At 38.8% G+C, this 26,231-nt stretch carries 25 protein-coding genes; 6 read left to right on the top strand and 19 right to left on the bottom strand.

Features of this window, described 5'->3' with window-relative positions; genetic code table 11:
- Positions 1–12 precede the first annotated feature (12 nt).
- A complete protein-coding gene (gene adh / locus MKX73_RS06575) occupies positions 13–1,539 on the bottom strand; it encodes an aldehyde dehydrogenase (protein ID WP_340716771.1) in 1,527 nt (508 codons plus the stop codon).
- 353 nt (positions 1,540–1,892) lie between these two features.
- On the opposite strand from adh, the gene rluF reads away from it, so the two are divergent.
- On the top strand, positions 1,893–2,597 hold the full coding sequence (gene rluF, locus MKX73_RS06580) for a 23S rRNA pseudouridine(2604) synthase RluF (RefSeq protein ID WP_340716772.1): 705 nt from the start codon (positions 1,893–1,895) through the stop codon (positions 2,595–2,597).
- Between the two features lie 51 nt (positions 2,598–2,648).
- The gene (locus MKX73_RS06585) at positions 2,649–3,374 is read left to right on the top strand and encodes a DUF6904 family protein (RefSeq protein ID WP_340716773.1); all 726 of its coding nucleotides are present in this window, start codon (positions 2,649–2,651) and stop codon (positions 3,372–3,374) included.
- Between the two features lie 113 nt (positions 3,375–3,487).
- Here MKX73_RS06585 and MKX73_RS06590 read toward each other — a convergent pair whose 3' ends face one another.
- The 8 genes from MKX73_RS06590 to mqo form a co-directional block, all read right to left on the bottom strand.
- Positions 3,488–4,195 (bottom strand): ABC transporter ATP-binding protein, encoded by a 708-nt coding sequence (locus MKX73_RS06590; protein ID WP_340716774.1) that lies wholly within the window; start codon positions 4,193–4,195, stop codon positions 3,488–3,490.
- Position 4,196: 1 nt separating this feature from the next.
- Positions 4,197–4,973 carry an ABC transporter ATP-binding protein gene (locus MKX73_RS06595; protein ID WP_340716775.1) on the bottom strand — a complete coding sequence of 259 codons (777 nt, stop codon included), beginning with the start codon at positions 4,971–4,973 and terminating at the stop codon, positions 4,197–4,199.
- Positions 4,970–5,908 carry a branched-chain amino acid ABC transporter permease gene (locus MKX73_RS06600; RefSeq protein WP_340716776.1) on the bottom strand — a complete coding sequence of 313 codons (939 nt, stop codon included), beginning with the start codon at positions 5,906–5,908 and terminating at the stop codon, positions 4,970–4,972. The genes MKX73_RS06595 and MKX73_RS06600 overlap by 4 nt, the downstream gene beginning before the upstream one ends.
- 9 nt (positions 5,909–5,917) lie before the next feature.
- Positions 5,918–6,793, bottom strand: coding sequence for a branched-chain amino acid ABC transporter permease (locus MKX73_RS06605; protein WP_340716777.1), 876 nt, complete (start codon positions 6,791–6,793; stop codon positions 5,918–5,920).
- Between the two features lie 77 nt (positions 6,794–6,870).
- Positions 6,871–8,082, bottom strand: coding sequence for an ABC transporter substrate-binding protein (locus MKX73_RS06610; RefSeq protein ID WP_340716778.1), 1,212 nt, complete (start codon positions 8,080–8,082; stop codon positions 6,871–6,873).
- Positions 8,083–8,325: 243 nt separating this feature from the next.
- Entirely contained in the window at positions 8,326–8,931 is a 606-nt protein-coding gene (locus MKX73_RS06615) for a class I SAM-dependent methyltransferase (RefSeq protein WP_340716779.1), read from the bottom strand.
- Positions 8,932–8,976: 45 nt separating this feature from the next.
- Positions 8,977–9,456 (bottom strand): methylated-DNA--[protein]-cysteine S-methyltransferase, encoded by a 480-nt coding sequence (locus MKX73_RS06620; RefSeq protein WP_340716780.1) that lies wholly within the window; start codon positions 9,454–9,456, stop codon positions 8,977–8,979.
- 101 nt (positions 9,457–9,557) lie between these two features.
- Complete coding sequence (mqo, locus tag MKX73_RS06625; RefSeq protein WP_340716781.1) at positions 9,558–11,042, bottom strand: malate dehydrogenase (quinone); 1,485 nt, start codon at positions 11,040–11,042, stop codon at positions 9,558–9,560.
- 522 nt (positions 11,043–11,564) lie between these two features.
- Here mqo and MKX73_RS06630 point away from each other — a divergent pair.
- Entirely contained in the window at positions 11,565–12,413 is an 849-nt protein-coding gene (locus tag MKX73_RS06630; RefSeq protein ID WP_340716782.1) for a DegV family protein, read from the top strand.
- A gap of 41 nt (positions 12,414–12,454) precedes the next feature.
- Here MKX73_RS06630 and MKX73_RS06635 read toward each other — a convergent pair whose 3' ends face one another.
- Positions 12,455–12,712, bottom strand: a complete 258-nt coding sequence (locus MKX73_RS06635) for a hypothetical protein (protein ID WP_340716783.1) — start codon at positions 12,710–12,712, stop codon at positions 12,455–12,457.
- A gap of 100 nt (positions 12,713–12,812) precedes the next feature.
- On the opposite strand from MKX73_RS06635, the gene MKX73_RS06640 reads away from it, so the two are divergent.
- Entirely contained in the window at positions 12,813–13,556 is a 744-nt protein-coding gene (locus MKX73_RS06640) for a DUF2268 domain-containing protein (RefSeq protein ID WP_340716784.1), read from the top strand.
- A 33-nt stretch (positions 13,557–13,589) separates the two neighbouring features.
- Here the strand turns inward: MKX73_RS06640 and MKX73_RS06645 are convergent, their stop codons facing one another.
- The 8 genes from MKX73_RS06645 to MKX73_RS06680 all read right to left on the bottom strand — a co-directional run bounded on the left by MKX73_RS06645 (position 13,590) and on the right by MKX73_RS06680 (position 20,770).
- Positions 13,590–14,231 (bottom strand): peptidylprolyl isomerase, encoded by a 642-nt coding sequence (locus tag MKX73_RS06645; protein ID WP_340716785.1) that lies wholly within the window; start codon positions 14,229–14,231, stop codon positions 13,590–13,592.
- A 174-nt stretch (positions 14,232–14,405) separates the two neighbouring features.
- The gene (locus MKX73_RS06650) at positions 14,406–15,545 is read right to left on the bottom strand and encodes a zinc-dependent alcohol dehydrogenase (RefSeq protein WP_340716786.1); all 1,140 of its coding nucleotides are present in this window, start codon (positions 15,543–15,545) and stop codon (positions 14,406–14,408) included.
- A 199-nt stretch (positions 15,546–15,744) separates the two neighbouring features.
- Positions 15,745–16,287, bottom strand: coding sequence for an isoprenylcysteine carboxyl methyltransferase family protein (locus MKX73_RS06655; protein ID WP_445783325.1), 543 nt, complete (start codon positions 16,285–16,287; stop codon positions 15,745–15,747).
- 1 nt (position 16,288) lies between these two features.
- Positions 16,289–17,371, bottom strand: coding sequence for a type III polyketide synthase (locus MKX73_RS06660; protein WP_340718859.1), 1,083 nt, complete (start codon positions 17,369–17,371; stop codon positions 16,289–16,291).
- Between the two features lie 170 nt (positions 17,372–17,541).
- Entirely contained in the window at positions 17,542–17,871 is a 330-nt protein-coding gene (locus MKX73_RS06665; protein WP_445783306.1) for a CotD family spore coat protein, read from the bottom strand.
- A gap of 163 nt (positions 17,872–18,034) precedes the next feature.
- Positions 18,035–18,778, bottom strand: coding sequence for an HAD-IIB family hydrolase (locus MKX73_RS06670; RefSeq protein WP_340716788.1), 744 nt, complete (start codon positions 18,776–18,778; stop codon positions 18,035–18,037).
- The gene (locus tag MKX73_RS06675; RefSeq protein ID WP_340716789.1) at positions 18,744–19,952 is read right to left on the bottom strand and encodes a glycosyltransferase; all 1,209 of its coding nucleotides are present in this window, start codon (positions 19,950–19,952) and stop codon (positions 18,744–18,746) included. The genes MKX73_RS06670 and MKX73_RS06675 overlap by 35 nt, the downstream gene beginning before the upstream one ends.
- A 395-nt stretch (positions 19,953–20,347) precedes the next feature.
- Positions 20,348–20,770, bottom strand: coding sequence for an organic hydroperoxide resistance protein (locus MKX73_RS06680; protein WP_340716790.1), 423 nt, complete (start codon positions 20,768–20,770; stop codon positions 20,348–20,350).
- 317 nt (positions 20,771–21,087) lie between these two features.
- Here MKX73_RS06680 and MKX73_RS06685 point away from each other — a divergent pair, with 317 nt between their 5' ends.
- On the top strand, positions 21,088–21,675 hold the full coding sequence (locus MKX73_RS06685; RefSeq protein WP_340716791.1) for a hypothetical protein: 588 nt from the start codon (positions 21,088–21,090) through the stop codon (positions 21,673–21,675).
- 139 nt (positions 21,676–21,814) lie between these two features.
- Here MKX73_RS06685 and MKX73_RS06690 read toward each other — a convergent pair whose 3' ends face one another.
- Complete coding sequence (locus tag MKX73_RS06690; RefSeq protein ID WP_340716792.1) at positions 21,815–22,039, bottom strand: hypothetical protein; 225 nt, start codon at positions 22,037–22,039, stop codon at positions 21,815–21,817.
- A 350-nt stretch (positions 22,040–22,389) separates the two neighbouring features.
- Between MKX73_RS06690 and MKX73_RS06695 the strand changes: the two genes are divergently transcribed.
- Complete coding sequence (locus MKX73_RS06695) at positions 22,390–26,190, top strand: S8 family serine peptidase (RefSeq protein ID WP_340716793.1); 3,801 nt, start codon at positions 22,390–22,392, stop codon at positions 26,188–26,190.
- Positions 26,191–26,231 lie beyond the last annotated feature (41 nt).

Genomic DNA, 26,231 nt, shown 5'->3' on the forward strand with positions numbered 1-26,231 from the left:
GCACCCCCTCTCTTAGAAGAAGCCTAGGCGGTTTTCATCATAGCTGACTAAAAGGTTTTTCGTTTGTTGGTAATGGCTTAACATCATTTTATGTGTTTCGCGTCCAATACCACTCATTTTGTAGCCGCCGAATGCAGCATGTGCCGGATATGCATGGTAGCAGTTCGTCCATACACGTCCTGCCTGAATGCCTCGACCGAAGCGGTAAGCAGTATTCATATCGCGTGTCCAAACACCTGATCCCAATCCGTATAATGTATCATTTGCGATTTCCAAAGCTTCTTCTTTCGTTTTAAATGTTGTTACAGCAACAACCGGACCGAAAATTTCTTCTTGGAAAATTCGCATTTTATTATGACCTTTAAATACAGTCGGCTTAATATAGTAACCGTCTGCAAAATCGCCGCCTAAATCATTTTTCTCGCCGCCGATTAAGCATTCCGCACCTTCTTCTTTACCGATTTGTAAATAAGATTGAATTTTCTCCATTTGTTCTGATGATGCCTGAGCACCCATCATTGTATCTGTATCTAAAGGGTTACCTGTTTTAATTGCTTCTACGCGCTTTAATACGCGCTCCATAAATTTCTCGTAAATTGATTCCTGAATAAGTGCACGAGAAGGACATGTACATACTTCACCTTGGTTTAAAGCGAATAATACAAAGCCTTCTACCGCTTTATCCAAAAATGCATCGTCTGCATCCATAATATCCTCAAAGAAAATGTTCGGTGATTTACCGCCCAATTCGAGAGTAACCGGAATCAGATTTTGTGATGCATATTGCATAATAAGGCGGCCTGTCGTCGTCTCACCGGTAAACGCAATTTTACCAATGCGCGGATTCGAAGCTAAAGGCTTTCCTGCTTCCAAACCGAAGCCATTCACAACATTCAGCACACCCGGCGGAAGTAAATCTTCAATAAGTTCAACAAGCACTAAAATGGATGCTGGTGTTTGCTCAGCTGGTTTTAATACGACACAGTTTCCTGCAGCTAAAGCAGGTGCCAATTTCCAGATTGCCATCAATAACGGGAAGTTCCATGGAATAATTTGTCCAACTACACCGATCGGCTCATGGAAGTGATAGGCTACTGTATTTTCATCGATCTGACTAAGAGACCCTTCCTGTGCGCGTAAAGCACCAGCAAAGTAGCGGAAGTGATCAATGCCCAATGGTAAATCTGCATTCAATGTTTCACGTACTGCCTTACCGTTATCCCATGTTTCTGCAACGGCCAGCATTTCTAAATTCTGTTCCATGCGATCTGCAATTTTTAGTAAAATATTCGAGCGCTCAGTTGCCGATGTCTTCCCCCAGGCATCTTTTGCTGCATGGGCTGCATCTAAAGCAAGCTCGATGTCTTCTTCCGTAGAACGCGCTACTTTAGTAAATACTTTACCCGTTACAGGTGTTACATTGTCGAAGTACTCCCCTTTTACTGGCGGTGTCCATTTACCACCGATAAAGTTGTCGTAACGCTCCTTGAAATTTACTAATGCGCCATCCGTATTTGGATTTTGATACACTGCTGCCATTGAAATTTCTCCCCTTTGCACAAATTATAGTGACCATACCTTCTCATAAAAAGGCCATGCTGAAATTCATGCTGTAAAACTCACTCTTCTGTGAGAGGTACCTTCATTTACTATATTGTCAGAAAAGTGGAATCATTTCAAATATTAAACTACAATTTTCTGATTATTTTATTATTCTCTACTCTGATATACTGAAAATGAAGGAATACTATAATAAAAATGTATAAAACGGGTAAATTCCAGTAAATATAGGTTTAGTTATAATACAAAGAAGCATCATTTGGAAAGAAGTATTACAAAATTACAGATACACTCATGTATACTGAAGATATTCTATTAGTAGGTGAAAAATTATGAGAATCAATAAATTTTTAGCAGAAACAGGCATCGTGTCCCGTCGCGGTGCAGATAAATGGGTAGAAGACGGTCGTGTAAAAATCAATGGGGTTTTGGCGACAAACGGCAGCCAAGTTGAAACAGGTGATGAAGTATTAGTTGACGGCAAGCCTGTAAAAAGACAGGAAGAATTAGTCTACATTGTACTGAACAAGCCTGTCGGAATTACGAGTACAACGGAAAAGCAGATCGAAGGAAATGTTGTGGATTTTGTAAACCACCCGCTGCGTATTTTCCATATCGGACGTCTGGATAAAGATTCAGAAGGTTTACTGCTTCTTACGAATGACGGAGATATCGTCAATGAAATTTTACGGGCAGAAAACCATCATGAAAAGGAATATGTTGTACAGGTGGACAAGCCGATTACCGATCAATTTATCCATGATATGAGCTCAGGCGTAGAGATTTTAGATACAACGACATTACCTTGCCGAGTAGAAAAGGTTTCCTCAAAAGTATTTAAAATTATTTTAGAGCAAGGGCTAAATCGCCAAATTCGCCGTATGTGTTCCGCTCTTGGCTATTCGGTACAGCGATTACAGCGTATTCGAATTATGAATATTCATATCGGCAATTTAAAAGTCGGTCAGTGGCGTGACCTTACAGATAAAGAAAGAAATGAACTGTTCCAATTATTGAACTACACACCAAAGCAATAAGGACTGTTCTCATGTTTTGAACGTTCCTTTATATGCAAAGGGGGTATCATCATGCTGACAATAAAACCAACGGAAAACTTAACAGGATTAACGGTAAGTGGAGACTATTGGGATTTAGATGATGTGATTCATGCAATTTATGAAGTAATCGGGGAAGAAAAACGCTACTTTCATTATGAGGGAGTAAGGCAGCGCTTATTATCGTTTTGTTTAAAATTGCGCCAGGCTTCCAAAGGGGAACATCAGATTGACTTCGTGCCGAATGGTATGAATAAAGAGACGAAAAAGAAAATGAATGCCATTATCCCTGAACGAAACATTTATTACGGGGTCAATTTTTTATTACCTGAGCTCGTTTTTGCAGCACTGGCATTAAATGATTTCATTTCTCTTTATAAAAAGACTATAAATAATTCGGAGTGGAGCATCGCTGTTACATCGGTCCGTAAATTCCAAGCACTTGTTGCTGATGCGATTGCCTCTTTCATGACAAAGGAGCATTATGTGGCGTTTTTAACGGGGCTTCATACAAAATCACCATTGTTCCATCAGTATGCAACGCAGTATGTTGATATTTTAAATTTGGAGTATTTATCATTATCCAAAGAGGAACGTGCAGAATATATTACATCGTTTGCTTTACGCTTTTTAACAGAGGATGAGACATATAAAGTGCTTATTCAGCAGCTTTTAGGGGTGACAAGCATTTCAAAGCAGCCATTCCATGAAGTGGAGCTCACATTCAAATATCCGGAAGAGGATACCATCGTGTGGTAGCCTTTGCAGGAGTCTATAAAGATAACTCATCTTAAACCAAAACCACCATTTCCCTTAAAGAGAAAAATGGTGGTTTCTTGCTGTATCAAAATAATTTCATCCTAATCCTGTTTTTATAATCCGCCTAAATAAGCGGCTCTTACTTCATCGCTTTCCTGCAGTTCTTTTGCTGAACCTGTCAGGACGATTTTACCTGTTTCCAAAACGTAGGCGCGGTGGGCAACCGATAACGCCATATGTGCGTTTTGCTCTACAAGCAGTACCGTCACGCCTTCTTTGTTGACCATTTCAATAATGTTGAAGATGTTTTTTACCATAAGCGGTGCAAGACCCATTGATGGCTCATCCATAATGATCAGCTTCGGCTTAGCCATTAGAGCCCTGCCCATCGCAAGCATTTGCTGTTCACCGCCTGATAGCGTCCCTGAAAGCTGTTTTCGTCGTTCTAACAAACGGGGGAACAACTCAAATACATGGTTTAAATCCTTCTTGATAGCCTCTCTGTCATTTCGTAAATAGGCACCCAATTCCAGATTTTCCTCCACTGTCATATTTGAGAATACACGGCGGCCTTCCGGTACATGGGAGATTCCTGCTTTCACAATTGATTGTGCGGGCTTTCCGGCAATTGTCGTACCTAAATATTCAATCGAGCCGCGCTTTGGTTTCAGTAAACCTGAAATTGTTTTTAGCAATGTGCTTTTTCCTGCCCCATTGGCACCGATCAGTGTAACAATTTCACCTTCTTTTACTTCGAGGGAGATTCCTTTCAATGCTTGGATATTACCATAGAAAACGTCGATATCATTGATTAATAGCATATTATTCTGTAACCTCCTCACCTAAGTACGCTTCAATTACTTTCGGGTTTGAACGTATTTCTTCAGGTGTCCCATCAGCAATCAATTGTCCGTGGTCAAGCACGTAAATCCGTTCGCAAATCCCCATAACCAGGTTCATATCATGTTCGATCAATAAAATCGTTAAATCAAATTCCTTACGAATAAAAGCAATAAGCTCCATTAAATCATGTGTTTCCTTGGCATTCATCCCTGCTGCCGGTTCATCCAGCAATAATAGCTTTGGTGCTGCAGCCAATGCCCGGGCAATTTCAAGACGGCGCTGCATTCCGTATGGCAAGTTTTTCGCAAGCTCATCACGGTATACATCAAGCCCGAAAATTTTCAAAAATGCCAATGACTCCTGTTCCATTTTCTCTTCGCCTTTAAAGTGGCTTGGTAAACGGAAAATGCTCGAAACTAAATTATGTTTTGCCAAGCCATGGTTTGCGACCTTTACATTATCCAGTACAGATAACTCTTTAAATAGGCGGATATTCTGGAATGTCCGGCTAATTCCTTGGCGTGTTACTTTATATGGATCCAGGCCGCCAATTGCTTTTCCATTGAATAGAATTGTGCCTTCGGTTGGAGTATAAACCCCTGTCAGCATATTAAACGTTGTTGTTTTTCCTGCACCATTCGGGCCGATTAAACCAATCAACTCTCCTTGATTCAAATGCATTTCTACATTTTGAACAGCCTTTAAACCACCAAACTGAATACCTAGCTTTTCTACTTTTAGAAGTGCACTGCTCATACGCGTGTACCTCCTTTTTTACCAAACTTGAAGTATGCTGTAATCTCTTTTGAACCTAATAAACCTGTCGGACGGTATAGCATAACCAATATTAAAATCAGTGAGTAAATAATCATCCGTGTTTCCGGGAAGTCCTGTAAATACGTCGAAACGAATGTCAGTAATACTGCAGCGATAACAGAACCAGATAAGCTGCCTAAACCGCCCAACACAACGAATATTAAAATATCAAATGATTTTAAAAATCCGAACGCAGTCGGCTGGATAATATAATAGTTGTGGGCGTAAATGGCACCTGCCACTCCGGCAAAGAACGAACCGATTGCAAATGCGACAACTTTGTAATAGGTTGTGTTGATACCCATTGCGTCAGCGGCAATTTCATCTTCCCTGATCGAAATGCACGCACGACCATGGCGGGAGTTCGTAAAGTTGGAGATGACAAGAATGGTAATGAATGTCGCAAAAAATGCATATGTCCATGTAGACTGATGGGCAACCTGCAAGCCTGCTGCACCACCTACATAGTCGGTATTTACAAATACGATCCGAATAATTTCAGCAAATCCCAGCGTCGCAATCGCCAGGTAGTCGCCTTTTAAACGAAGTGATGGAATGCCTACAAGTAAGCCGGCAAGTGCTGCAACAAGAGCACCAATTAAAATGGCTGTTATAAATGGCATGTCAAATTTCATTGTACAAATTGCCGATATGTAAGCTCCTACAGCCAGAAAGCCTGCGTGCCCTATCGAAAACTGACCTGTAACCCCGATAATGACATGTAAACTTACCGCCAAAATAATATTGATACACATTGCGATGAACATATTCTGATAATAGAACTGGATGGAACCGTTGGAAATCAATAATTGAACAACTGCGTAAATCACAAGTGCTAGGACGGCATAACCCCAAAAGATTTTCGATTTTTTCATGCTGTTCACCTACACTTTCTCGCGCGTATTTTTACCGAAAATACCCGCTGGACGTAATATTAAAATCAAAATCAGGATGACAAACGCGGCTGCATCTCGCCATAATGAATATCCGAGCGCCGAAACAACTGTTTCAACAACCCCTAGTAAAAGACCGCCTACCATTGCTCCCGGAATAATGCCGATTCCACCTAAAACAGCGGCAATGAAAGCTTTAATACCAGGCATAATCCCCATTAACGGATCGATACGTGTATAGTAAATACCAAAAATTACGCCCGCAGCTCCTGCCAATGCAGATCCGATTGCAAATGTGGCTGAAATCGTATTATCTACGTTAATCCCCATTAAGCGAGCTGCATCTGCATCATGGGATACGGCGCGCATCGCTTTACCGATTTTTGTTTTATGAACAATGAATTGTAATAAGATCATCAAGAAAATCGATACTGATAAAATAAAGATCGCCAACGTACTGATCTGTGCACCGAAAATTTCAATATTCTTCGTTGCAAATACTGCCGGATAAGCTTCTGGAGAAGGACCTCTAAAGAAAATTACCGTATATTCGATTAACAGTGAGACACCGATTGCCGTAATAAGAGCTGCGATCCGGGTTGCATTACGCAGTCGTTTATAAGCGACACGCTCTATAATTACTCCGATGACTGCACATAATATCATCGCGATAATAAGCGCTAAAAAGACATTCATTTCCCAACGTGCAATGGCATAAAAGCCGATAAAAGCACCAAGCATGAAAACATCACCGTGGGCAAAATTGATAAGCTTAATAATCCCGTATACCATCGTATAGCCTAGTGCGATAAGTGCATAAATACTACCTAGCGAAATACCATTCACTAATTGTTGGATCCATTCCATACAGTTCACTCCTTTTTTCTCTATTAAATGTATGAAAAAAAGGGAGGCAAGTTCCGCCCCCCCTCACTCGTAAAAAATTAAGGATTAACTTTAGAGTTGAACTGTTGTTTACCGTCTACGAATTCTAGAACTGTTGCTGATTTTACTGGGTTGTGGTTTTCGTCAACTGTGAAAGTACCTGTTACTAAGCTTAAATCTTCCGTTGCCGCAAGCTGTTTCTGAATTGCTTCACCTGTAATGTCTCCGTCTACACGCTTGATCGCATCTACGATAAAGTAAATAGAATCATAGCCTAATGCATGGAAAGCGTTCGGTGATTTGCTGTACTCATCATTAAATGCTTTTACGAAGTCCTGAATTTTTGAATCCGGGTCTTCAGATGAGTAGTGGTTCGTAATAAATGTATTATTTAATGCATCATTACCAGCTAATTCAATTAGTTCTGGCGAGTCCCATCCGTCAGCACCCATTAACGGAACGGTAATACCTAATTCACGGGCTTGTTTTACGATGATCCCTACTTCTTCATAGTAGCCAGGGATGAAAATGAAATCAGGATTTTTCCCTTTAATATTCGTTAATTGAGATTTAAAGTCTACGTCTTTTGCAACATACGCCTCTTCAGCGACTACTGTGCCACCGTTTGAGGATACCGTTTCCTTGAATGATGCCGCTAAGCCTTTCGCATAATCTGAAGCATTATCCGCGAAAATCGCCACATTTTTAGCTTGCAGTTCATTTGTCGCAAAGTTTGCCGCTACCGTCCCTTGGAATGGGTCGATGAAACATGTACGGAACGCATATTCATTTATTGATCCATCATCGTTAACCGTTACGTTTGGTGCAGTACCTGAGGCTGTAACCATTGGAACTTTATGCTTAGCTGCAATTTGGACCGTTGCAACCGAGTTACCTGAAGTAGCCGGCGCCAACATCGCCACTACTTTTTCCTGTTCTGCCAATTTCATTGCAGCAGAAGTTGCCTCAGCTGTTTCTGATTTATTGTCGACTGGAATGTACTCCAGCTGTTTACCATCTATACCGCCTGCTGCATTAATTTCTTCAATCGCCAATTTTGCACCATCATTAATCGATGATCCGTAAGAAGCTACAGCACCTGATAATTCTAAGTTAGCGCCAATTTTAATTGTATCGCCAGCTGCATTACTGCTGCCGCCTGATCCTGAAGAACTAGAGGTATCATCACCGCATCCAGCTAATACCCCTGTTAATAATGCTGTTGCCATGAATAATGAACCATACTTTTTTGTCTTTTTGTGATTTGTCATCATCATTTCCCCCTTAGTCATACTCCAAATGTTTGATATTTCTGATAATTATAACCAATACCCCACATTCGCACAATCTAAATTTTCAATATTCAGATTAAATTTACGAGAATAATATAATCAATTATTCCAACTTCTGTATTGTAAACGAATAGTAATTTTTAGTCTAGTGTGATTATTCTGTGAATTTTATGTATTCAAAATTCCCAGTCTAATACTTTCTATTAATAAAAAAATCGCCGTTTATATTTCCGGAATCCGAAAAACGACGATACGTTCATTTTCATTTTTTTCGTGGCGTAATTTTATATCTAAATAGCATTGAAGTGATTGCTCTTGTTGTAGATAATCCATATATTCAGGGGATGGATAATATAAAATAATATCTACCATTCGAGGATATAACATGACAGAATCCATAATATGCTTCATAAATTCACGAAATACATGTATTGAGAAGGGGTTAAAGAAGAAAAAGACATTATCGTGCTTTGTAATTTCATATGTTTCGGCAATGATATTCAAAAATTGGATGGGAGCATGTTTCTTCTTAAATTTTCTTAAATATTGTTCTGCATTTTGCTCCGCTTCCGTGAAAAACTTCTGATCCATTTCAATTCCTGTAACGGGAATATTGAAGCGATGGTAAATATAAATAGGAACTCGCCCTTTCCCGCAGCCGATATCAAGAAAGCGTGCATTGGCCGGCAGTTCATAGCTTTCGAATAATTGTTCCAGTCCGCTGTAAGGTGTTGGTTCATAGCGATGGTACTTTGCTAATTTCGGAAAACCATATTGATAACCGGTAGTTTGGATGTTTAGCATATGATCATATTGCTGTTCGTTCATTCGTTCACCTCACAAATCAATTGAAAATTTTATGTTGCTATAACATTAATTTAAGTTGAAGCTATATTTAAGCTCATGTTCAAGCAGCCATTGTTTTCTCCATAAACCGCCTGCATAGCCTGTAAGTTTCCCGTTTTGGCCGATAACCCGGTGGCATGGGACGATAATACTTATCACATTTTTGCTATTTGTCATCCCAACAGCGCGTACCGCTTTTTCATTTGCAATTTGTTGTGCAATTTCTTTATAGGAAGCGGTTTTCCCGTAAGGAACGGTTGTCAATGCTTGCCATACCGATGTTTGAAAAATGGTTCCCTCTAATTTATAAAGTACAGAAAAATCTTTTCGTTGGCCATTAAAATATTCATCCAGTTCTGTACTGCAGTCCAATAAAAGCTGAGGGGTATCATTAGTTGGGAAGTTCAGTATTTCTTCTCGCTCTGCAAATAATACGGATGATATAAAATGTTCGCTTCCTGCAATTTCAATAACACCTATTGGTGAAGCATAATCTAATTTATACATTGGAATCCTCCTTCCCTTCTCCAAATTTACTATAGCGTAATTTCTTCATTAAAAAAAGAACCTTTAATCCGACAATGATTAAAGGTTCTTCCTATTAACAATTATGCTTTGTTTAAACCTAAAGCTTTCGTTGTTGTTTCATGTACTTCTTTAAGAAGTTCTGTATTTTCAACTAAGTTTTCACCGTAAGATGGAATCATTTCCTTAATCTTAGGCTCCCAAGCTTTCATTTCTCCCGGGAAGCATTGGTTGATTACTTTTAACATAACAGATACAGCTGTAGAAGCACCTGGAGATGCACCTAGTAATGCCGCAATAGAACCGTCATGTGCAGTTACAACTTCAGTACCAAATTGTAATGTACCTTTACCAGCGTCTGTGTCTTTAATAACTTGAACACGTTGGCCTGCAACACTGATTTCCCAGTCATCTGACTTGGCAGTTGGAATGAATTGACGTAATTCATCCATACGCGCTTCTTTTGAAAGAACTAATTGAGAAACTAAATATTTGCTCAGCGACATTTCTTTTACACCACAAGCAAGTAGTGTCATTAAGTTATGTGGCTTGATAGATGCAAATAAATCCATATTTGAACCTGTTTTTAGGAACTTCGGAGAGAAACCTGCAAACGGTCCGAATAATAATGATTTTTTACCATCGATATAACGAGTGTCTAAGTGTGGTACTGACATCGGTGGCGCACCAACCGCTGCTTTACCGTATACTTTCGCATGGTGTTGATTTACTACTTCCTCATTGTTACAAACTAAGAATAAACCGGAAATCGGGAATCCACCGATATGTTTTGATTCAGGGATACCGGATTTTTGTAGTAACTCAAGGCTACCACCACCAGCTCCAAGGAATACAAATTTCGCAGTGTGGTATTCAACTTTGCTGTTTTCTTTGTTGTGAACTTTTACTTCCCAAGAACCATCTTTTAAACGTTTTACATCCAAAACATTATGGTTGTAGTTTACATCCACATCTTGCTTTTGTAAGTTCGAGATTAACGTACGAGTTAACGCCCCAAAGTTAACATCCGTACCAGAATCAATTTTTGTTGCAGCAATAGGTTCACTTGAAGTACGTTCATTCATAATTAAAGGAATCCATTGTTTTAGTGTTTCAGGATCATCTGAGAATTCCATACCTTCGAATAATGGATTTGCTGTCATTGCTGCATGACGCTTTTTAAGATACTCGACATTTCCAGCACCTTGTACCATACTCATATGTGGCAGTGGCATAATGAATTCTTCCGGTTTCTCGATTTGCTTTGTGTTAACTAAGTGTGTCCAAAATTGTAGTGAATCCTGGAACTGTGTGTTAACGTTAATCGCTTTAGTAATATCGATTGTCCCGTCTTTTTTCTCACTTGTGTAGTTAAGCTCACATAAAGCGGCATGCCCAGTTCCGGCATTGTTTAATTCGTGAGAGCTTTCTTCACCAGCTTTAGCTAAGTTCTCAAATACTTTGATTTTCCAATCCGGTGCTAATTCTTTAAGCATTGTACCTAAAGTAGCACTCATAATTCCGGCACCAATTAAGATAACGTCTGATTTGATATGCTTGTTACTCATTTTTACCTTCCCTTACATATATATTAAGATTTTTAGAATAATGTAAGCGCTCTATTCTATTATCGACAACCCTATATAGGAGACGATTCCATTGATTCTATATCATTTATTACCTTATTGTAGTGTAACACAATTGTGAAAAGATTAAAATATATACAAACCGGGACTTCACCAGCAAGTGAAAAGGTTGTCTTTATCGAGAAAAGGCGAAACATTTATGAGCATATTTTGTCGAAGCTTAAAATCATTTATTTATGTTTTCTTTATTTTCTAACAATTTTTTTCTAACTATTTTGTCTATTTTAAGTTATGCTACAATGAAAAGCGTATACTTTTCATTAAATGGAATTTCTATTAATATCAACTTGAAATATCGGCATTATTTTGTAAGAATAGTAGGCATCGCTCTTTGCATAAACTATATAATAAGTACAGTTATCATAAGAAATACATGACAAATGTAAATAGTTCATAATTTAAATTAAAACTAAAATCAATCTGAGTGAGATAAGGGGGATGTTTATGAAAATTTATACGGATAGTGGTTCTGACTTACCAAAATCATTTTTTGATAATGAAGAAGTACATCTTTTTCCGTTACGCGTACTAGTGAAAGGTGTTGAATATGATGACATTATCGGCATCACAACAGACCAGGTCTACGCGGCAATTGCTGAAGGTGAGCAACTAAAAACATCACAAGTTTCATTAGAAGTATTTATTAACGCTTTTGAGGAATTAGCAAAATCAGGTGAAGAAGGAGTTTATATTGCCTTTTCATCAGAATTGTCCGGTACATGCCAAACAGCAATTTTGGCAAAAAATCAAGTGCTGGAAAGTTATCCGGACTTAAAATTAGAAATTATTGATACGAAATGTGCTTCTTACGGTCAAGGCTTAGTAGTAAAAGAAGCAGTGCGTTTAAATAAATTTGGTATTGAGTTTAATGAAGCTGTTGAAAAACTTGCAGCGATGGCCAATTCAATGGAACATTTATTTACAGTTGGAGATTTAAACCACTTGGCAAAAGGCGGCCGTGTATCAAAAGCGAGTGCTTTTATGGGTGGACTGCTTAATATTAAGCCTATTTTAAATATGGATGATGGCAAGCTTGTACCAATAGAAAAAACACGCGGATTCAAAAAAGCCATTAATCGCATGACTGAACTTATGAAAGAGCGTGGCGGTGACTTCACAAATAAGGTTGTCGGTATTTCACATAGTAACGATGAGGAACTGATGCACGAAGTGAAAGTTGCAATTGAAGAAAAGATTCAGCCCAAAGCAATTGAAACGACAACAATCGGCTCTGTAATCGGTGCACATGTCGGCCGCGGCACAGTCGGAATTTACTTTACAAATGATAAATAAAATAAAAGCTGGCACAAAAAATTGTGCCAGCTTCTTTATTTTTACCAGAAGAAAATTGATGCCAGTGCAATACCGGTAATTGCACCTAATGCAATACCATATCCAAAGCCAGGTGCCCCGTATCCTCCACCAAATCCCCAGAATCCAATTCCATAGCCCGCTCTATCAGGCATAATCCAAACCATACGATTATCTACTTTCGTAATTCTTCCTACATGGACATTTCCTTTATTATCATTTATTCTCACACGTTTTCCGTGATGTTTGCAGCACAAATCATATGCCTCTTGGTGAGTCATAACTTTCCCTCCCTTCTCTAAGTTTTCCTACTATATGTTCAAGCTTTTTGCACATACATGCGCATCGTCTAGTTCATACACTAAGAAAAAGGAGAAACTTATGCCCATTCTTGATACAAAAATATTATTTGAGAAAACGGAACATCGTGAGCTGGCAGCCTACCCGATCATTCAATCCATCTTCCCTCGATTTCCGCCTGAGGCTGTTCAATTTGAACTTTTACAACAAGGGTTGCTTCAACATGATGAACTCCGCTTAACTTTGGATGTTTGGCAAATAACGAAAAGACTATTGGAGGAATTGATACGTTTATGGGAAGGACCTGATATACCTGTAGCCATTTTGCCGATAAAAAACGGATTCGTGAAAAATGGTGTTGCCTATCCTTACGGCATTTGTTTGTATGTCTCCCCTCGCATTACAATAAAAGAGCTTCATGCGTTGTTTACCCATGAATATCACCATATTTGCAGGCGCAGGTTTTTAATAGAGCCCCCTACATTGCTCGATTCATTGCTTATGGAGGGACTTGCCGAACATGCGGTGGAAAGTTTATATGGAGAGTATGCATTAAGTTCCTGGACGAAGCGCTATTCCTTGGAGGAAGTGTTAAGTTATTGGGATACGCATTTCAAACAGGCATTGCATGTACCGGGTTTACATGAACATCAAGCTTTTTTATTCGGGGACTCGGCATTAAATTTACCCCCTTGGATCGGATATTGTACCGGTTACCGATTGGTTGAAGCCTTTTTACAAAAGAAAGGCCCTTACGACGTGAAACAACTGCTGTCCATGCCATCATATAATTTTTTGGAAGGTGCAGGTTGGAAAAAGGAGTAACCGGATAATTAATGACGGTTACTCCCTTCCATACTATTTTTGAATGACTGGCTCTGGATAATCAAAGCCTTTCGTGTCCACCTCAACTGTTTTTATCTTCTGATCTTCCAGCGGTTTGTCATTGGCCCCGCGCTTTGCAGCAACAATCTCATCGACCATTTCCATTCCTTCAGTTACCTTGCCGAATGCTGCATAGTCACCATCCAAATGTGTTGCCTGCTCCGTCATTATAAAGAACTGCGAGCCTGCCGAATCCGGATCTTGGGAACGGGCCATTGAAATTACACCGCGTTCATGGGTTAATGTATTTTCAAATCCGTTTGAAGTAAATTCTCCTTTAATTGCATAATCCGGTCCACCCATACCTGTACCATCCGGATCTCCACCTTGTATCATAAAACCGGGAATAACACGGTGGAAAATCAGTCCATCATAAAATCCATCTTCCACAAGTGAGATAAAATTGGCCACTGTATTAGGGGCAGTTTTTGGCTCTAGCTCAATAATGATTTTTTCATCATTTTCCATTGTAATCGTAACAATTGGATTTTCCTTTACTTCCTCAGCATAATTCGCAGTATTTTCCTGCTCTTTATTGTCCGACGTTTCCTTACCGCATGCGGCTAAAATAACGACTAGTACTGTAAATAAAACGATTTGATAAAACTTTTTCACTCAAATTCATCTCCTTTTCCAACATACCTCCATCATACTACGGAAGTATAAACAAGAGCATCTGCTGGAAACATCCTTTTCAATAAAAAACACCTAAAACATTACCGTTGCAATGTTTTAGGTGTAGTATAGAACGTTTATTATTTATTATTTAAATTCCACAGGAAAGGGGAATTAAGGTTTTAAAATAAATTTAATACTTTGATCTTCATGGTCATGGAATTTCTTATATGCTTCACTTGCCTCAGATAGCGGCACTTTATGGGTAATGATTTCTGTTGGATCAATCTTCCCTTCAGCAACCATATCATAAAGCATCTGACTGTAATGAATCGCCGGTGCCTGACCCATTTTTACAGTTATATTACGCTCAAAAATATTGCCTAATGGGAACATATTGTATAATGAACCATACACACCTGTCAGCTGGATGGTACCAAACTTTCGAACGGATTTTATACCCACATCGATTGCGCTCAGTGTTCCCCCCTGAAGTTTCAGCTTTTGCTGTGCCTTTTCTACAAGAGACATTTTCCCGTCCATACCGACACAGTCAATAACTACGTCAGCTCCGCCATGGGTAATTTCATGAAGATGATTTCCAACATCATCAAAATCATCAAAGTTAAATATTTCTACATTGTTTGTGCGTTTCGCATGCTCTAAACGGTAGCTTAAAGGGTCTACTACCATTACACGCTTTGCACCTTTCATCCATGCGAATTTCTGTACCATTAAGCCGATTGGTCCTGAACCTAGCACAATGACCGTATCACCTTTTTTAACACCCGCATTTTCTACACTCCAATAGGCAGTCGGCAATACATCAGATATAAACAGTAATGCCTCATCTTCCAGTTCACAGTTGTCAGGTACTTTAAATGGTATGAAGTTCCCGTACGGTACACGTAAATATTCCGCTTGTCCTCCCGGAAAGTCACCGTAGCGCTCTGTAAATCCAAAGTATGCACCCGAATCGATCGCCGGATTTTCGTTGGCATTATCGCATTGGCTTTCCAACTGATTTTGACAATAGAAGCATTCGCCACACGCAACATTAAAAGGAATAACAACACGGTCTCCTTTTTTAACCTTTGTTACGTCAGGTCCGACTTCCTCCACAATTCCCATAGGCTCATGTCCAATTACAAAATCTTCTCGTGCCGGCATTGCCCCACGATAAATATGGAGATCTGACCCGCAAATGGCTGTTGAGGTAATACGTACAATAATGTCATCTGGCTTTTCAATTTTTGCATCCGGAACTTCTTTCACTTCTACTTTTTTGGCACCTTGATACGTTACTGCTTTCAATAAGACCCCTCCTGTTGGATAAAGTATTAGAATTAAACTTCAGTAAAGTAATTCTGTAGGTTATATACCCCCCAGCAATAAAAATATACATTAAATCAACTATCTGTTTAGCCAATTGACCGACATAAAAAAATGCCCCTCCAGTTGTTAGATGTGTCTAACAATCAGGGAGCAGTTTAAAATGGATTAGTGCTTTAATTTACGGCTGTTTAACATTATTCCGTTCCAAATATGCTGTATAGTCTGTCCCTTCTTTTAGTGCCTTTTCCTCCATCGGGATGCGAACAGACAGGATGATGAAATTTAATATAGTGAAACAAATAGCTGTAAAGTATGCCTGAAACATTAGTGGCAATACAGCAATTTCTAAACATACAACCAAATAGTTCGGGTGTCGTATAAAAGAATACGGCCCTTTCGCTACTACATTTGCTCCCGGTAAAATAATAATTTTCGTGTTCCAGAAGGATCCTAACGAAACCAGACACCATACCCTCAACAACTGCAGCAGTAAAAATAAAACGAGCCATATATAATGTGGTGTAAATTGTCCACTGAAAAATACTACTTCAACAAGAAGGCTTACGAAAAAGCTCGTATGCAGTAAAATCATGAATGGGTAATGGGAAGCTCCTACTTCATATGCTCCTTTAGCAAGCATTAATTTCTCATTTCTCTTTGCTACAACCAGCTCTACTAATCTTTGAATAATTACAAAAGCTAGTACAATATAAAAAACCAGCTTACTCCCTCCATTCCAATAATACGACTTCTCCGCTAAAGCCAGGCCCTAAAGCAACCAATAATCCTAAAGTATCCGCTCTTTTTTCATTTAACATAAATTGCTCCAAAACATACAGAACTGTCGGAGATGACATGTTTCCATTTTTTTGCAATATTTCACGTGAAACATCTGTATGTTCCGTCGTTAAATTCAATGTTTCCTCATAGGCTTGTAATACTTTTTTTCCGCCGGGATGTGCGACAAAATTCTCAATCTGTTCATGTGAAACATCGTGCTTATTTAAAAATTCATGAATAAATGGCCCAAGCCATTTCGAAATAATGACCGGAATGCTCTTTGAAAATACAACATGCAAACCGCTATTTTTAACATCCCATCCCATCACATCTTCAGAATCCGGCATCCACTTTGAGCCACGTCCCTTAATATATGGAACTGGTACATTTTGTTTTAGCTCAACATCATCGCCGCATACAAGTGCACAGGCCGCTCCATCAGCAAATAATGAAGTTCCTACGAGATTACTTTTTGAATAATCATCTTTCTGGAAGGTAAGACTGCATAGCTCAACACAAACGACAAGCACCTTGGCGTTTGGGTGTGCTTTACAATAGTCGTACGCCCTGCTAATGCCTGCCGCTCCCCCCGCACAGCCAAGCCCCCATATAGGGATTCTGACCAGTTCATTGGAAAAAGGAAGAATATTCATAACACGGGCATCAATGCTTGGCGTAGAAATACCTGTACTACTAATAAAAATAATTGCATCTATCTCTTCTGTAGATAGTTCCTGTTGTAAAAAGGAACGGTTTGATAAACACTTCTTTATGACTTCAACACTATATTCTGTAGCCAGTTTTATATAGAGCTCATTGCGTTCTTCAAATGTATGGTCTTCGCGATACCAGTCAGGTGAAACACATAAATTCCGTGTTTTTATTTCACCATTCTCAAAAACTTTCAATAATCGTTCTAACTTTGGAATTTTATGTTGGAAAAGCTCTTTCGTCAATTGCTCAATATTTGTCTGAGCTAATGTGAAAGGCGGTGTATGAGTACTTACTGAAGCGATTTTTGGAATAGTAATTTCTCCTTATGTGAATTATTTTCTTTCAATGTATTGATAAAATTATAAAAATATACAGAACTAGCTGGAAATTTTAAAGTCGCATCCATGAATAATAGCACTATCCATTAAATGGATGGTGCTATTTTATTTATTAGCATTAGCCAAAACAATTAAAGAACGACTTACCAGCCTCGTCGTTTTGAACAACCACAACCGCCATTCGGTCTAAACGGTGTTCCACACATCGTATTAGTTTCGAAACACTCATTCACAACAGATTGTGTATGAGGGAAATAGTGTTGGTTGTTAATATAATGTTGGTTGACCGTTGTTAAATGGGATGGATGCACATGTGGCACCACTGTGTTTGATACATTTCTTTGAACGTATTGTCTCGTTGGTGAGATTTGCGGTGATGCATATTGAGTTGGTGCTGTTTGCGTTGGTAATTGCTGAGCATTATTGTAAAACGATTGACCTCTTTCATCATTAAACCAGTTTCTATTAGTCAATTTTATCCTCCTTCCTTCATGTTGGTGTATCTCTTATAATTTATGAAAGGAATTTGGAATAACCTATTTACTTGCCTATTGTTAAGAAACAAATTTTAAAGAATATGCATTTATCTGTAAAAATAGCGAAGTAAAGTCGGAGTAGTAATTGTCTAGTAAAAACCTATTGAATCTTTTGTGATAATGGTGTGTAAAGTTTTTCCCATATTTCTTTTACACCGGCAGATGCATGTCCCTTTGCATAATGAATATGCTCATTTTCCGATAATGCTAATATGGCGTCACATGCATTTCCAACTGCAATAGCTGGATAACCGAGAGTGAAAAGACTGAGATCATTTTCGGAATCTCCGGCTACAACAACCTCCCCATTATATTGACACTTATTAAGTACATATTTCAGTGCAGCACCTTTATTAATATTTGCAGGCAGAATATCTACATCTCTTTCACTGCTGAAAATAAGATCAACTGCTAAATTATTTTGCTTAATCGCTTGCTTAAGTATTTGAACTTGCATTTTACTGGCAAAATAGGCCAGTCGCCAAGGTGTATCTATTGGCTGTCTGGCAATGTCAATGGATTTTGCTATCGCTTTAACCTGTTCAAAGTCTTCCTGCCTAATGTTGCCTGCCCATTCCTGGTCAAGCTCATATGTCGGACCCAGGTAAATCGAAGCTCCAACATCACATATTAAAATGTCCGGTTTTGGCAGTTGTTCACGTTCGATTAAATCAATCGCGGACTGTCTATATCTTCCGGTAATATATATGAGAGATGTGTTTTCAAGTGCCAGCGTTTCCCACAGTTCAGTATGCGGAACCTTATCACTAACAATCGTATTATCTAAATCTGTTGCTAAAATATGAGGTTTAAGGTAAGGAAATGTAGGCATTTTTTCGTTCATACAGCTCCTTTACTTTGCGGGAAATAAGAGTCCAGTTAAATTCTTTCATCGCATATTGTTTTGCATCACGACGCATTTTTAATTGTTTAGGCGAGCTCTTTAAGAAAAATGCCATGCTATCGCTTAATTGTTGCACATTTTCTTTAGGTATATGGAAACCTGTCATTCCGGATTTAACGACATCTTTTAGTCCACCTACATGTGTCGCAATTACAGGGCAACCACAGGCCTGTGCTTCTGCCGCTACCATCCCAAACGATTCATAATGTGAAGGCATAATTGTTGCCAATGCACCTGAATAAAGGTTCTTCAACTGTTTTTCATTTTTTGGGCCAAGGAATAACACGCGGTCTTCCATTCCTTTGATCGCTTCTTTTAGCGGTTCGCTTATCGGACAATAATTCTTTATATCAACCGTATCCTGACAACCACCTGCAATTAGCAGCTTCACGTTTTGAGGGACTTCATGCATATCCAGCATATGTTTGAATCCTTTTAAAAGATCAAAAATCCCTTTTGAAGTTTCTAAACGGCCTGCATAAAAGTAATATGGAAATGCAAACTGTTCCTCTTCTTCAGAAGATGCCAGATACACTGGTGAAACTCCTACCGGCACAACAGATACTGTACTTTTTTTCTTTGTAAAAACTTCAATCTGTTGCTTCTCATTAGGAGTAGTAGCAATAACTACATCTGCTTGCTCCATAATCAGTTTTTCAAAATGCTTACGCTTATTTTCGATAAAGCCTGTACCTTGCTCTTTTGCAATTGCAAGGGAGTGATTTGTGTGGCACCAGTAAAATGAATATTCCTTCTGCAAATTGTATGCCAGTACTCCTGATAACCAGTAATGGGTATGAACAACATCATAGCTGCTAATATCCATTGCCTCAGTCATTTCTTTATATAAACGAGGAAGTAAAGTAAACATCTGACGTTTATCAACAAATCCTTTTTGACCACCTGCAAAGCGGTATACTTTACTACGCTCACCCAACTGTTCAACAGCCGGCTTTTGTCCATCGCTCCAATGTGTAACAATATCAACACTGTAACCGAGTCCGTCAAGCTGCAGTGCTAAATGTTTTACATAGTTGTTTTGTCCACCTGCTTGTTTACTTCCAAGAGGTATTAAAGGGTCGCCATGATCAGAAATAAATAATATCTTTCTCAAATGAAATCTCATCCTTTCGTTCTTAAGCAGCGAATCATAGCTGTAAAATTTACTGCTGTCTTGCTGATTTTTAATGAAATGATGGTAACTTTTCATAAGTTACTCTTCATCGGCTAGGTAGTATTTATAACTTCTTAAGCTGTCCTTTATTTTCGTTTGATTCAAATACCCTCACACTACCTAGCAAATAATAGAAGAGAGATTAAGGGCATTGAATTTTACGGTCTAGTTAAAATAATTATTTTTTAGCTCGATTGATACGTACCCCTAAAGGATAACAATTAAACTAAATATTCTAAAAAATCTTAAAAATGAAACTTTATTATTATGTTAATTAACCAAAAAGAGTTAAAAATACCTATAATCAATAATTCTTCTCAAGTCAGTACAGCTTACTAAATAACTTCAAGCGTAACTTCAATATTGCCTCTTGTTGCTTTTGAATAAGGGCATACTTCGTGTGCTTTATGCACCAGGTCCTCTAACTGTTCACGCTCTATATCTGTCCCTTTCACCTGAAGTACAACACTAAGCTTAAACCCTTGATCTTGTTCATCTTTTAATAAGCTGACATTCGCTGTTACTTCAGACGTAAATTTTACACGGGCTTTACTTGCTGTTAATTGAAGGGCACTATCAAAACAGGCAGCATACCCTGCAGCAAATAACTGCTCCGGGTTTGTAGCATTTTCAATATTTTTTGCCCGCGGTGTACCTGGCATTGCTGTTTCGAATTGAACTACCCCATCATCCGACTGTACTTTACCTTCACGTCCTCCCGAAGCAGTAGCAATAGCAGTAAATAACTTTTCAGACATTCCACTTCCACACCTTTCAATTTTAGTTACAACATATCCTTACCCGTTATTTCCTTTTTTAAAAAGTTTTTAATGTTAAGACATTGTTAAATCCATAATCGGGAATGCAGTAAAAGGGTTGGTTGATAGCTTTGCCTGTCAGACTGAAGCAGTGTCATTACGGGCTTCTATATGCTATTTTTATATATTTTTTTATTTCTGTACCAACGGCTGGAATATAGGCAATGTAAGTATTGGGAACAGAGCGATTGCCTATGTTTTAAATTGTTACTGAGGGGTATCATCTTACAAGTAATTAGTTGGGAGGGGATAATAATATGTTTGGCTTATCCGATCTCATTTCATTAGTCATTTCTGCCTTTATTATTTTACCTGCTGTTGTCTTTCTTAGAGAATTGGGTTACGTAATTGTCAGCCGGCTATTCGGGGTAATCGAACCAAGGGTAACAATTGGTTCCGGTCGTAGAGTTTTTAAGTTTGGTATGGTTGATATCCGCAGATACTATCATTTTTATAGCTGGTTTTCGTATGACAAATTAAAACATGAAAATAAATTTGCCTATATTAGTATTTATTCCGGGCCTATTCTAATCAATCTTATATTCGGCCTTACAATCAATTTTCTGATAGCCAACGGGTTCATTGAAGAATATAAAACATTTTGGGATCGCTTTGTTTTTTATGCATTTTATTATGTATTATTCGATGCCGTTCCGATGACCACATTTAATGGAAAACCAAATAACGGGATGATTATTTATAAAATGATCCGTCATGGAGAGAGGATTGATTCATCAACAGAACATCTCCTCCCTTCAACAACGGAGGTAGAAGAGGAGTATCAGGAATACATGAAGGAGCTTGAAGAAACGGAAGAGGAAATACAGAAGAAAAATCATGGCTGAACCAGCAGCAAATTAAGCCAATCGACGATTAAATGGTATGGCTGTTGCAGTTGAATCGATAAATTAATTTTCACCAAAAAGAACCAAGGCCTTGGCCTTAGTTCTTACCTCAATGTGCTGAATAGATGTCAAATATAAATCAGTTCCAGGCAGTTCGTTCACTTTCAGGCTCGTTCATGCCTGTTTTATTTCTTTTGGCGGGACCTTGATTTTCCTTTACTGGAGCTGCATTAAAGATAAAATCAAGTTCTGATACAAACTCTTCTTGCTGGGGGTTTTTACGGTTTTGATTTACTTCTAGCTTATTCGAACTTTGCTTGCCTCTTACTTTTGCATTGTTGCGTTTAAAATTCATATTTGACATAGCCATCCTCCATTGATTTTTATTTGAAAAGTATAAAAGTCATTTCTGCTTTAAACTTTTCATTAAAAAGTTTAACCACTATCCACTCCTTTTATTAAATATATATACAATCCCCTTTCTTTTATTAGTGAGTTAGGTCCTCCAATTTACTTATTCTCATAAGAAAGTTCTACTATTTAACTAAATTATTAGGAAGATAGATTTAACCTATTTTTTACAAACTGATACTATTTATCAATCTTTTGGAAAAAATATAAATTTCGATATTCGGATAATTTCCATTGTGATAAATTGGTAATACCGCATTAAACTGAATAGTGCGAAAATTTAACACAAAGGGGAAATGAGAATTGAAGAAGTTTAAGTTTACGAGATTCTTTAGTAGTATTCTGGCTTTCATTATGGTGTTCTCTTTATTGGTTCCATTCTCGAATGCAAGCGCAGAATCAAAATCATTCAAGCAGGATGGGCAAAGTGAAAGCGTCATTCAGCTAAAGGCGGCAATCGCTGAACAGCTTAGCTTGTCTAAAGATGGTCCAATCCTTCATGAAAGCCTGCAAAATATTTCAGGCAATCAAGAGGTTGCAGTCATCGTTCATTTATCCGAAAAACCGGTAGCATTGGAGCAAGGAATCAGCCAGGTTAAAGGCAAAAAGTTTTCTAATGCCCGTGCAAATGAAGTACGTTCAAATGTAAAAGCACAACAGGCAAAAGTTAAAAAAGAGTTAACTGCCAAACAGGTGCAAATGAAACAAGGCTACACTTTTGATACGGTACTAAACGGATTTGCGGCAACAATTAAAGCAAATGACATTCCAAAACTGCTTTCAGTTGAAGGAATCACTTTAATTGAACCGGATGCAACGGTATACGCATCAGAAGAGATTACAACAAAATCTCCAAAATCAAAAAAATCATCAGAACTTATTAAAGACGAGCAATTGGAAGCACAAATGAATACTAGTATTTCTTTCCTTGGCATTGAAAAGCTTTGGAATGAAGGAATTGAAGGACAAGGGGTAAAAGTGGCAGTACTTGATACAGGTATTGATGCAGATCACCCTGAATTTGCTGGTATTTATAAAGGCGGAAAGAACTTTATTCCTAACTCTTCAACTTACTCTAAACCACGTGCAGATAACGATGCATCGGAAACATTACCTTCAGAGCGTCCAGCAGGAACACCTGAATTCAATGCAAACGGAAGCTCGTTCTATACTTCTCACGGTACTCATGTTGCCGGAACAATTGCAGCAATTGGTGCTAACGAATTCGGCATTAAAGGTATAGCACCAAAAGTGGACCTTTATGCTTACCGCGTTCTTGGAGCATACGGAAGCGGTGCGACATCAGGTATTGTTAAAGCAATTGAAACAGCTGTCCAAGAAGAAATGGATGTCATCAACCTTTCACTAGGCGGTGGCGCTAACACTGAAACAGATGCAGGATCATTTGCGATCAATAACGCAATGATGGCTGGAACAATCGGTGTTGTTGCAACAGGTAACTCAGGTCCAAACCGTGGAACAATGGGCACACCTGCAACTGCTCGTTTAGGGATTGCAGTAGGTAATACAACAAACCCGGAAACAATGTATAACGGTGAAGTTAACATTACTGTAGGCGACTACAACTTAGCAAAACAACTTCCTTTAATGGGAACAACTTTTGGTAAAAACTTATCAACACAGCTTCAAGGTGAGTTTGATTTAGTTGCGATTCCTGGTAATGGAGAATTAAAAGATTTTGAAGGAATTGATGTTGAAGGGAAAGTGGCACTAATTTCGCGCGGTGATATCGCATTTGTTGATAAAATTGCAAATGCTAAAGCAAACGGTGCAGTAGCTACAATTATCCATAACTTTTCCGGCGGAACGAATGCACCGAACATTTCAGGTACATTCCTTGGTGACTCTTTTGAGTTCTTGCCAACATTCGATATGTCAGTAACAGACGGCAATGCAATTCGCACTGCATTACAAGATGGTACAGGTAAAGTAAGCTTCGGCAAGTTTGCTTCAACTACAACAACAGGTGACGATGTAAACTCTTCAAGTTCACGTGGTCCTTCTACACCGAACTTCGATATTAAACCAGACGTAACAGCGCCTGGTACAAACATTATGTCAACGATTCCTATGTATCAAGCGGACTTCCCTGATGCGGTTTACGATGAAGCATATGATCGTAAAACAGGAACGTCTATGGCAACCCCACATATTGCTGGTATCGCAGCATTAGTAAAACAGGCAAATCCTGATTGGGATGCTTTTGATGTAAAAGTGGCGCTTTCGAATACTGCTAAAGTATTGGATACTGCAAAATATGATGTATTCTCTCAAGGTGCCGGTCGCGTAAATGCTTATGCGGCAGCTCATCCCGAAATTCTTGCTTATGCACTTGATACAGCAGTTTTAGACGGCAATGGTGAAATTGTAGAAAATAAAAAAGGGACGGTTACTTTTGGTCCTCAATCATTGAAAGACGGCAATATTTCTGTAACGAAACAAATATTAGTAAAAGACATTAAAGGAAACGGCGGTAACTACAACGTATCCGTAGATGTGACTAAAACATTTGGCGATGCAGCAGTTACAGTGGATCAGCCAACATTTACTTTAGCTGGTGAGCAGCTGTTAAACATTACTTTAACTGCTTCACAGGCTGTAGCACCAAGCGGCTCTGAAATTTTAGGTTTCATCCATATTGACGGTGGATCTACAGAAGCTTCATTGCCATTCGCGGCTGATTTCAGTAACGCGGCGGCGACAACTGAAATTAAAGATTTTAAAATCACAGAAACTGATCTGTCATTTAACGGTGACGGTATTAAAGACTCAGGTGTCCTTTCATTCACATTAACTGGTGATGTTGGAACGAACTATATCGAGCTTTGGGATATTATGAATCCTGAAGGTGGAGAATATGGGGACGGCTACATCGGTTATCTGCATTCAGGTGCTTCATTAGGTAAAGGATCTTATACACTGAATGTTGGCGGGCAGTATAAACCATGGGGCAGTGCACCGGCAACTACAATTCCGGATGGTCTGTATACAATCGACTTTACTGGCCTTGCAGCTACAGGAATAGTTGCGGGTTATGTAGGACCGATTGTTGTAAAAACGACAAAACCGGAAATTACAGGTTCAGAAACTGAAGGTGTTGTTTCGGGACAGGTAACAGATAAGTATATCGACTACAATGAAGAACTTTATTTATACGGTTTAGACTATGATTTAAATGATAAATTAAAAGCTTCATATGTTGCGACTGTAAACGGCGAAGTACAAGCACCGGTTGCATTCGATTTAAATCAGGACGGCAGCTTCACATTCCCGGTTACAGCTGAAACAAATGCTGTAACAGTAGTTATTACAGATGCTGCTGGTAATGTTGGAGAAGCGATTATCTTTGAAAAAGAAGTTACAGCACCTGTTGTAACCCTTTCTGTAAATCCGACTGAGCTGGACCTGACAGCTGGAGAAACTGCACAGCTTACGGTAACAGAAACAACAACACCTGCTGAAGGTGATGCAACAGAAGAAGACGTAACTTCAAAAGCTACGTATGTTGTGGCAGATGAAAATGTTGCTACAGTTGTAAATGGTTTAGTAACTGCAGTAGCGGAAGGCACAACGGTAATTACTGTGTCACATGGCGAAAATGAAGCGACAGTAACTGTTACAGTTAAAGCTCCCGTCGTGGAAGAGCCAGTTGTAACTCTTGAAATCGACCAAGCTCAAGTTGAGACAAGAGTCGGTAAAGAAGTTTCGGTTAAAATTACTGAAGTAACAACTTTAAACGGTGAAACAACGGAAAAAGATGTTACTAATCTTGCAAATTACCAAGTAGAAAACGATAAGATTGCTACTGTAAAAGCAGGTACTGTAAAAGGTAAAGGTCAGGGTACTACTACTGTTACAGTAACATATGGTGAGCATACACTTACGTTTGATGTCAATGTTGTAAAGCCTGGTAACGGCAATGGTAACGGTAACGGCAATGGTAATGGCAACGGCAATGGCAACGGTAACGGCAATGGTAATGGCAACGGCAACGGTAATGGCAATGGCAACGGCAATGGCAACGGCAATGGCAACGGCAACGGCAACGGCAACGGTAATGGTAACGGTCCTAAAAATAATTAATATTTTTGCTAGTATTGCTAAGTTTAAGACTCCATATACAA

Origin of the sequence: Solibacillus sp. FSL W7-1436 (assembly GCF_038007305.1) — a bacterium.
In the GTDB taxonomy this organism is placed as follows: Bacteria; Bacillota; Bacilli; order Bacillales_A; family Planococcaceae; genus Solibacillus.

Excerpts from the sequence above, each read along its gene's own strand:
- adh (WP_340716771.1), bottom strand. The coding sequence starts at position 1,539 with ATGGCAGCAGTGTATCAAAATCCAAATACGGATGGCGCATTAGTAAAT.
- rluF (WP_340716772.1), top strand. The coding sequence starts at position 1,893 with ATGAGAATCAATAAATTTTTAGCAGAAACAGGCATCGTGTCCCGTCGC.
- MKX73_RS06585 (WP_340716773.1), top strand. The coding sequence starts at position 2,649 with ATGCTGACAATAAAACCAACGGAAAACTTAACAGGATTAACGGTAAGT.
- MKX73_RS06590 (WP_340716774.1), bottom strand. The coding sequence starts at position 4,195 with ATGCTATTAATCAATGATATCGACGTTTTCTATGGTAATATCCAAGCA.
- MKX73_RS06595 (WP_340716775.1), bottom strand. The coding sequence starts at position 4,973 with ATGAGCAGTGCACTTCTAAAAGTAGAAAAGCTAGGTATTCAGTTTGGT.
- MKX73_RS06600 (WP_340716776.1), bottom strand. The coding sequence starts at position 5,908 with ATGAAAAAATCGAAAATCTTTTGGGGTTATGCCGTCCTAGCACTTGTG.
- MKX73_RS06605 (WP_340716777.1), bottom strand. The coding sequence starts at position 6,793 with ATGGAATGGATCCAACAATTAGTGAATGGTATTTCGCTAGGTAGTATT.
- MKX73_RS06610 (WP_340716778.1), bottom strand. The coding sequence starts at position 8,082 with ATGACAAATCACAAAAAGACAAAAAAGTATGGTTCATTATTCATGGCA.
- MKX73_RS06615 (WP_340716779.1), bottom strand. The coding sequence starts at position 8,931 with ATGAACGAACAGCAATATGATCATATGCTAAACATCCAAACTACCGGT.
- MKX73_RS06620 (WP_340716780.1), bottom strand. The coding sequence starts at position 9,456 with ATGTATAAATTAGATTATGCTTCACCAATAGGTGTTATTGAAATTGCA.
- mqo (WP_340716781.1), bottom strand. The coding sequence starts at position 11,042 with ATGAGTAACAAGCATATCAAATCAGACGTTATCTTAATTGGTGCCGGA.
- MKX73_RS06630 (WP_340716782.1), top strand. The coding sequence starts at position 11,565 with ATGAAAATTTATACGGATAGTGGTTCTGACTTACCAAAATCATTTTTT.
- MKX73_RS06635 (WP_340716783.1), bottom strand. The coding sequence starts at position 12,712 with ATGACTCACCAAGAGGCATATGATTTGTGCTGCAAACATCACGGAAAA.
- MKX73_RS06640 (WP_340716784.1), top strand. The coding sequence starts at position 12,813 with ATGCCCATTCTTGATACAAAAATATTATTTGAGAAAACGGAACATCGT.
- MKX73_RS06670 (WP_340716788.1), bottom strand. The coding sequence starts at position 18,778 with ATGAACGAAAAAATGCCTACATTTCCTTACCTTAAACCTCATATTTTA.
- MKX73_RS06680 (WP_340716790.1), bottom strand. The coding sequence starts at position 20,770 with ATGTCTGAAAAGTTATTTACTGCTATTGCTACTGCTTCGGGAGGACGT.
- MKX73_RS06685 (WP_340716791.1), top strand. The coding sequence starts at position 21,088 with ATGTTTGGCTTATCCGATCTCATTTCATTAGTCATTTCTGCCTTTATT.
- MKX73_RS06690 (WP_340716792.1), bottom strand. The coding sequence starts at position 22,039 with ATGTCAAATATGAATTTTAAACGCAACAATGCAAAAGTAAGAGGCAAG.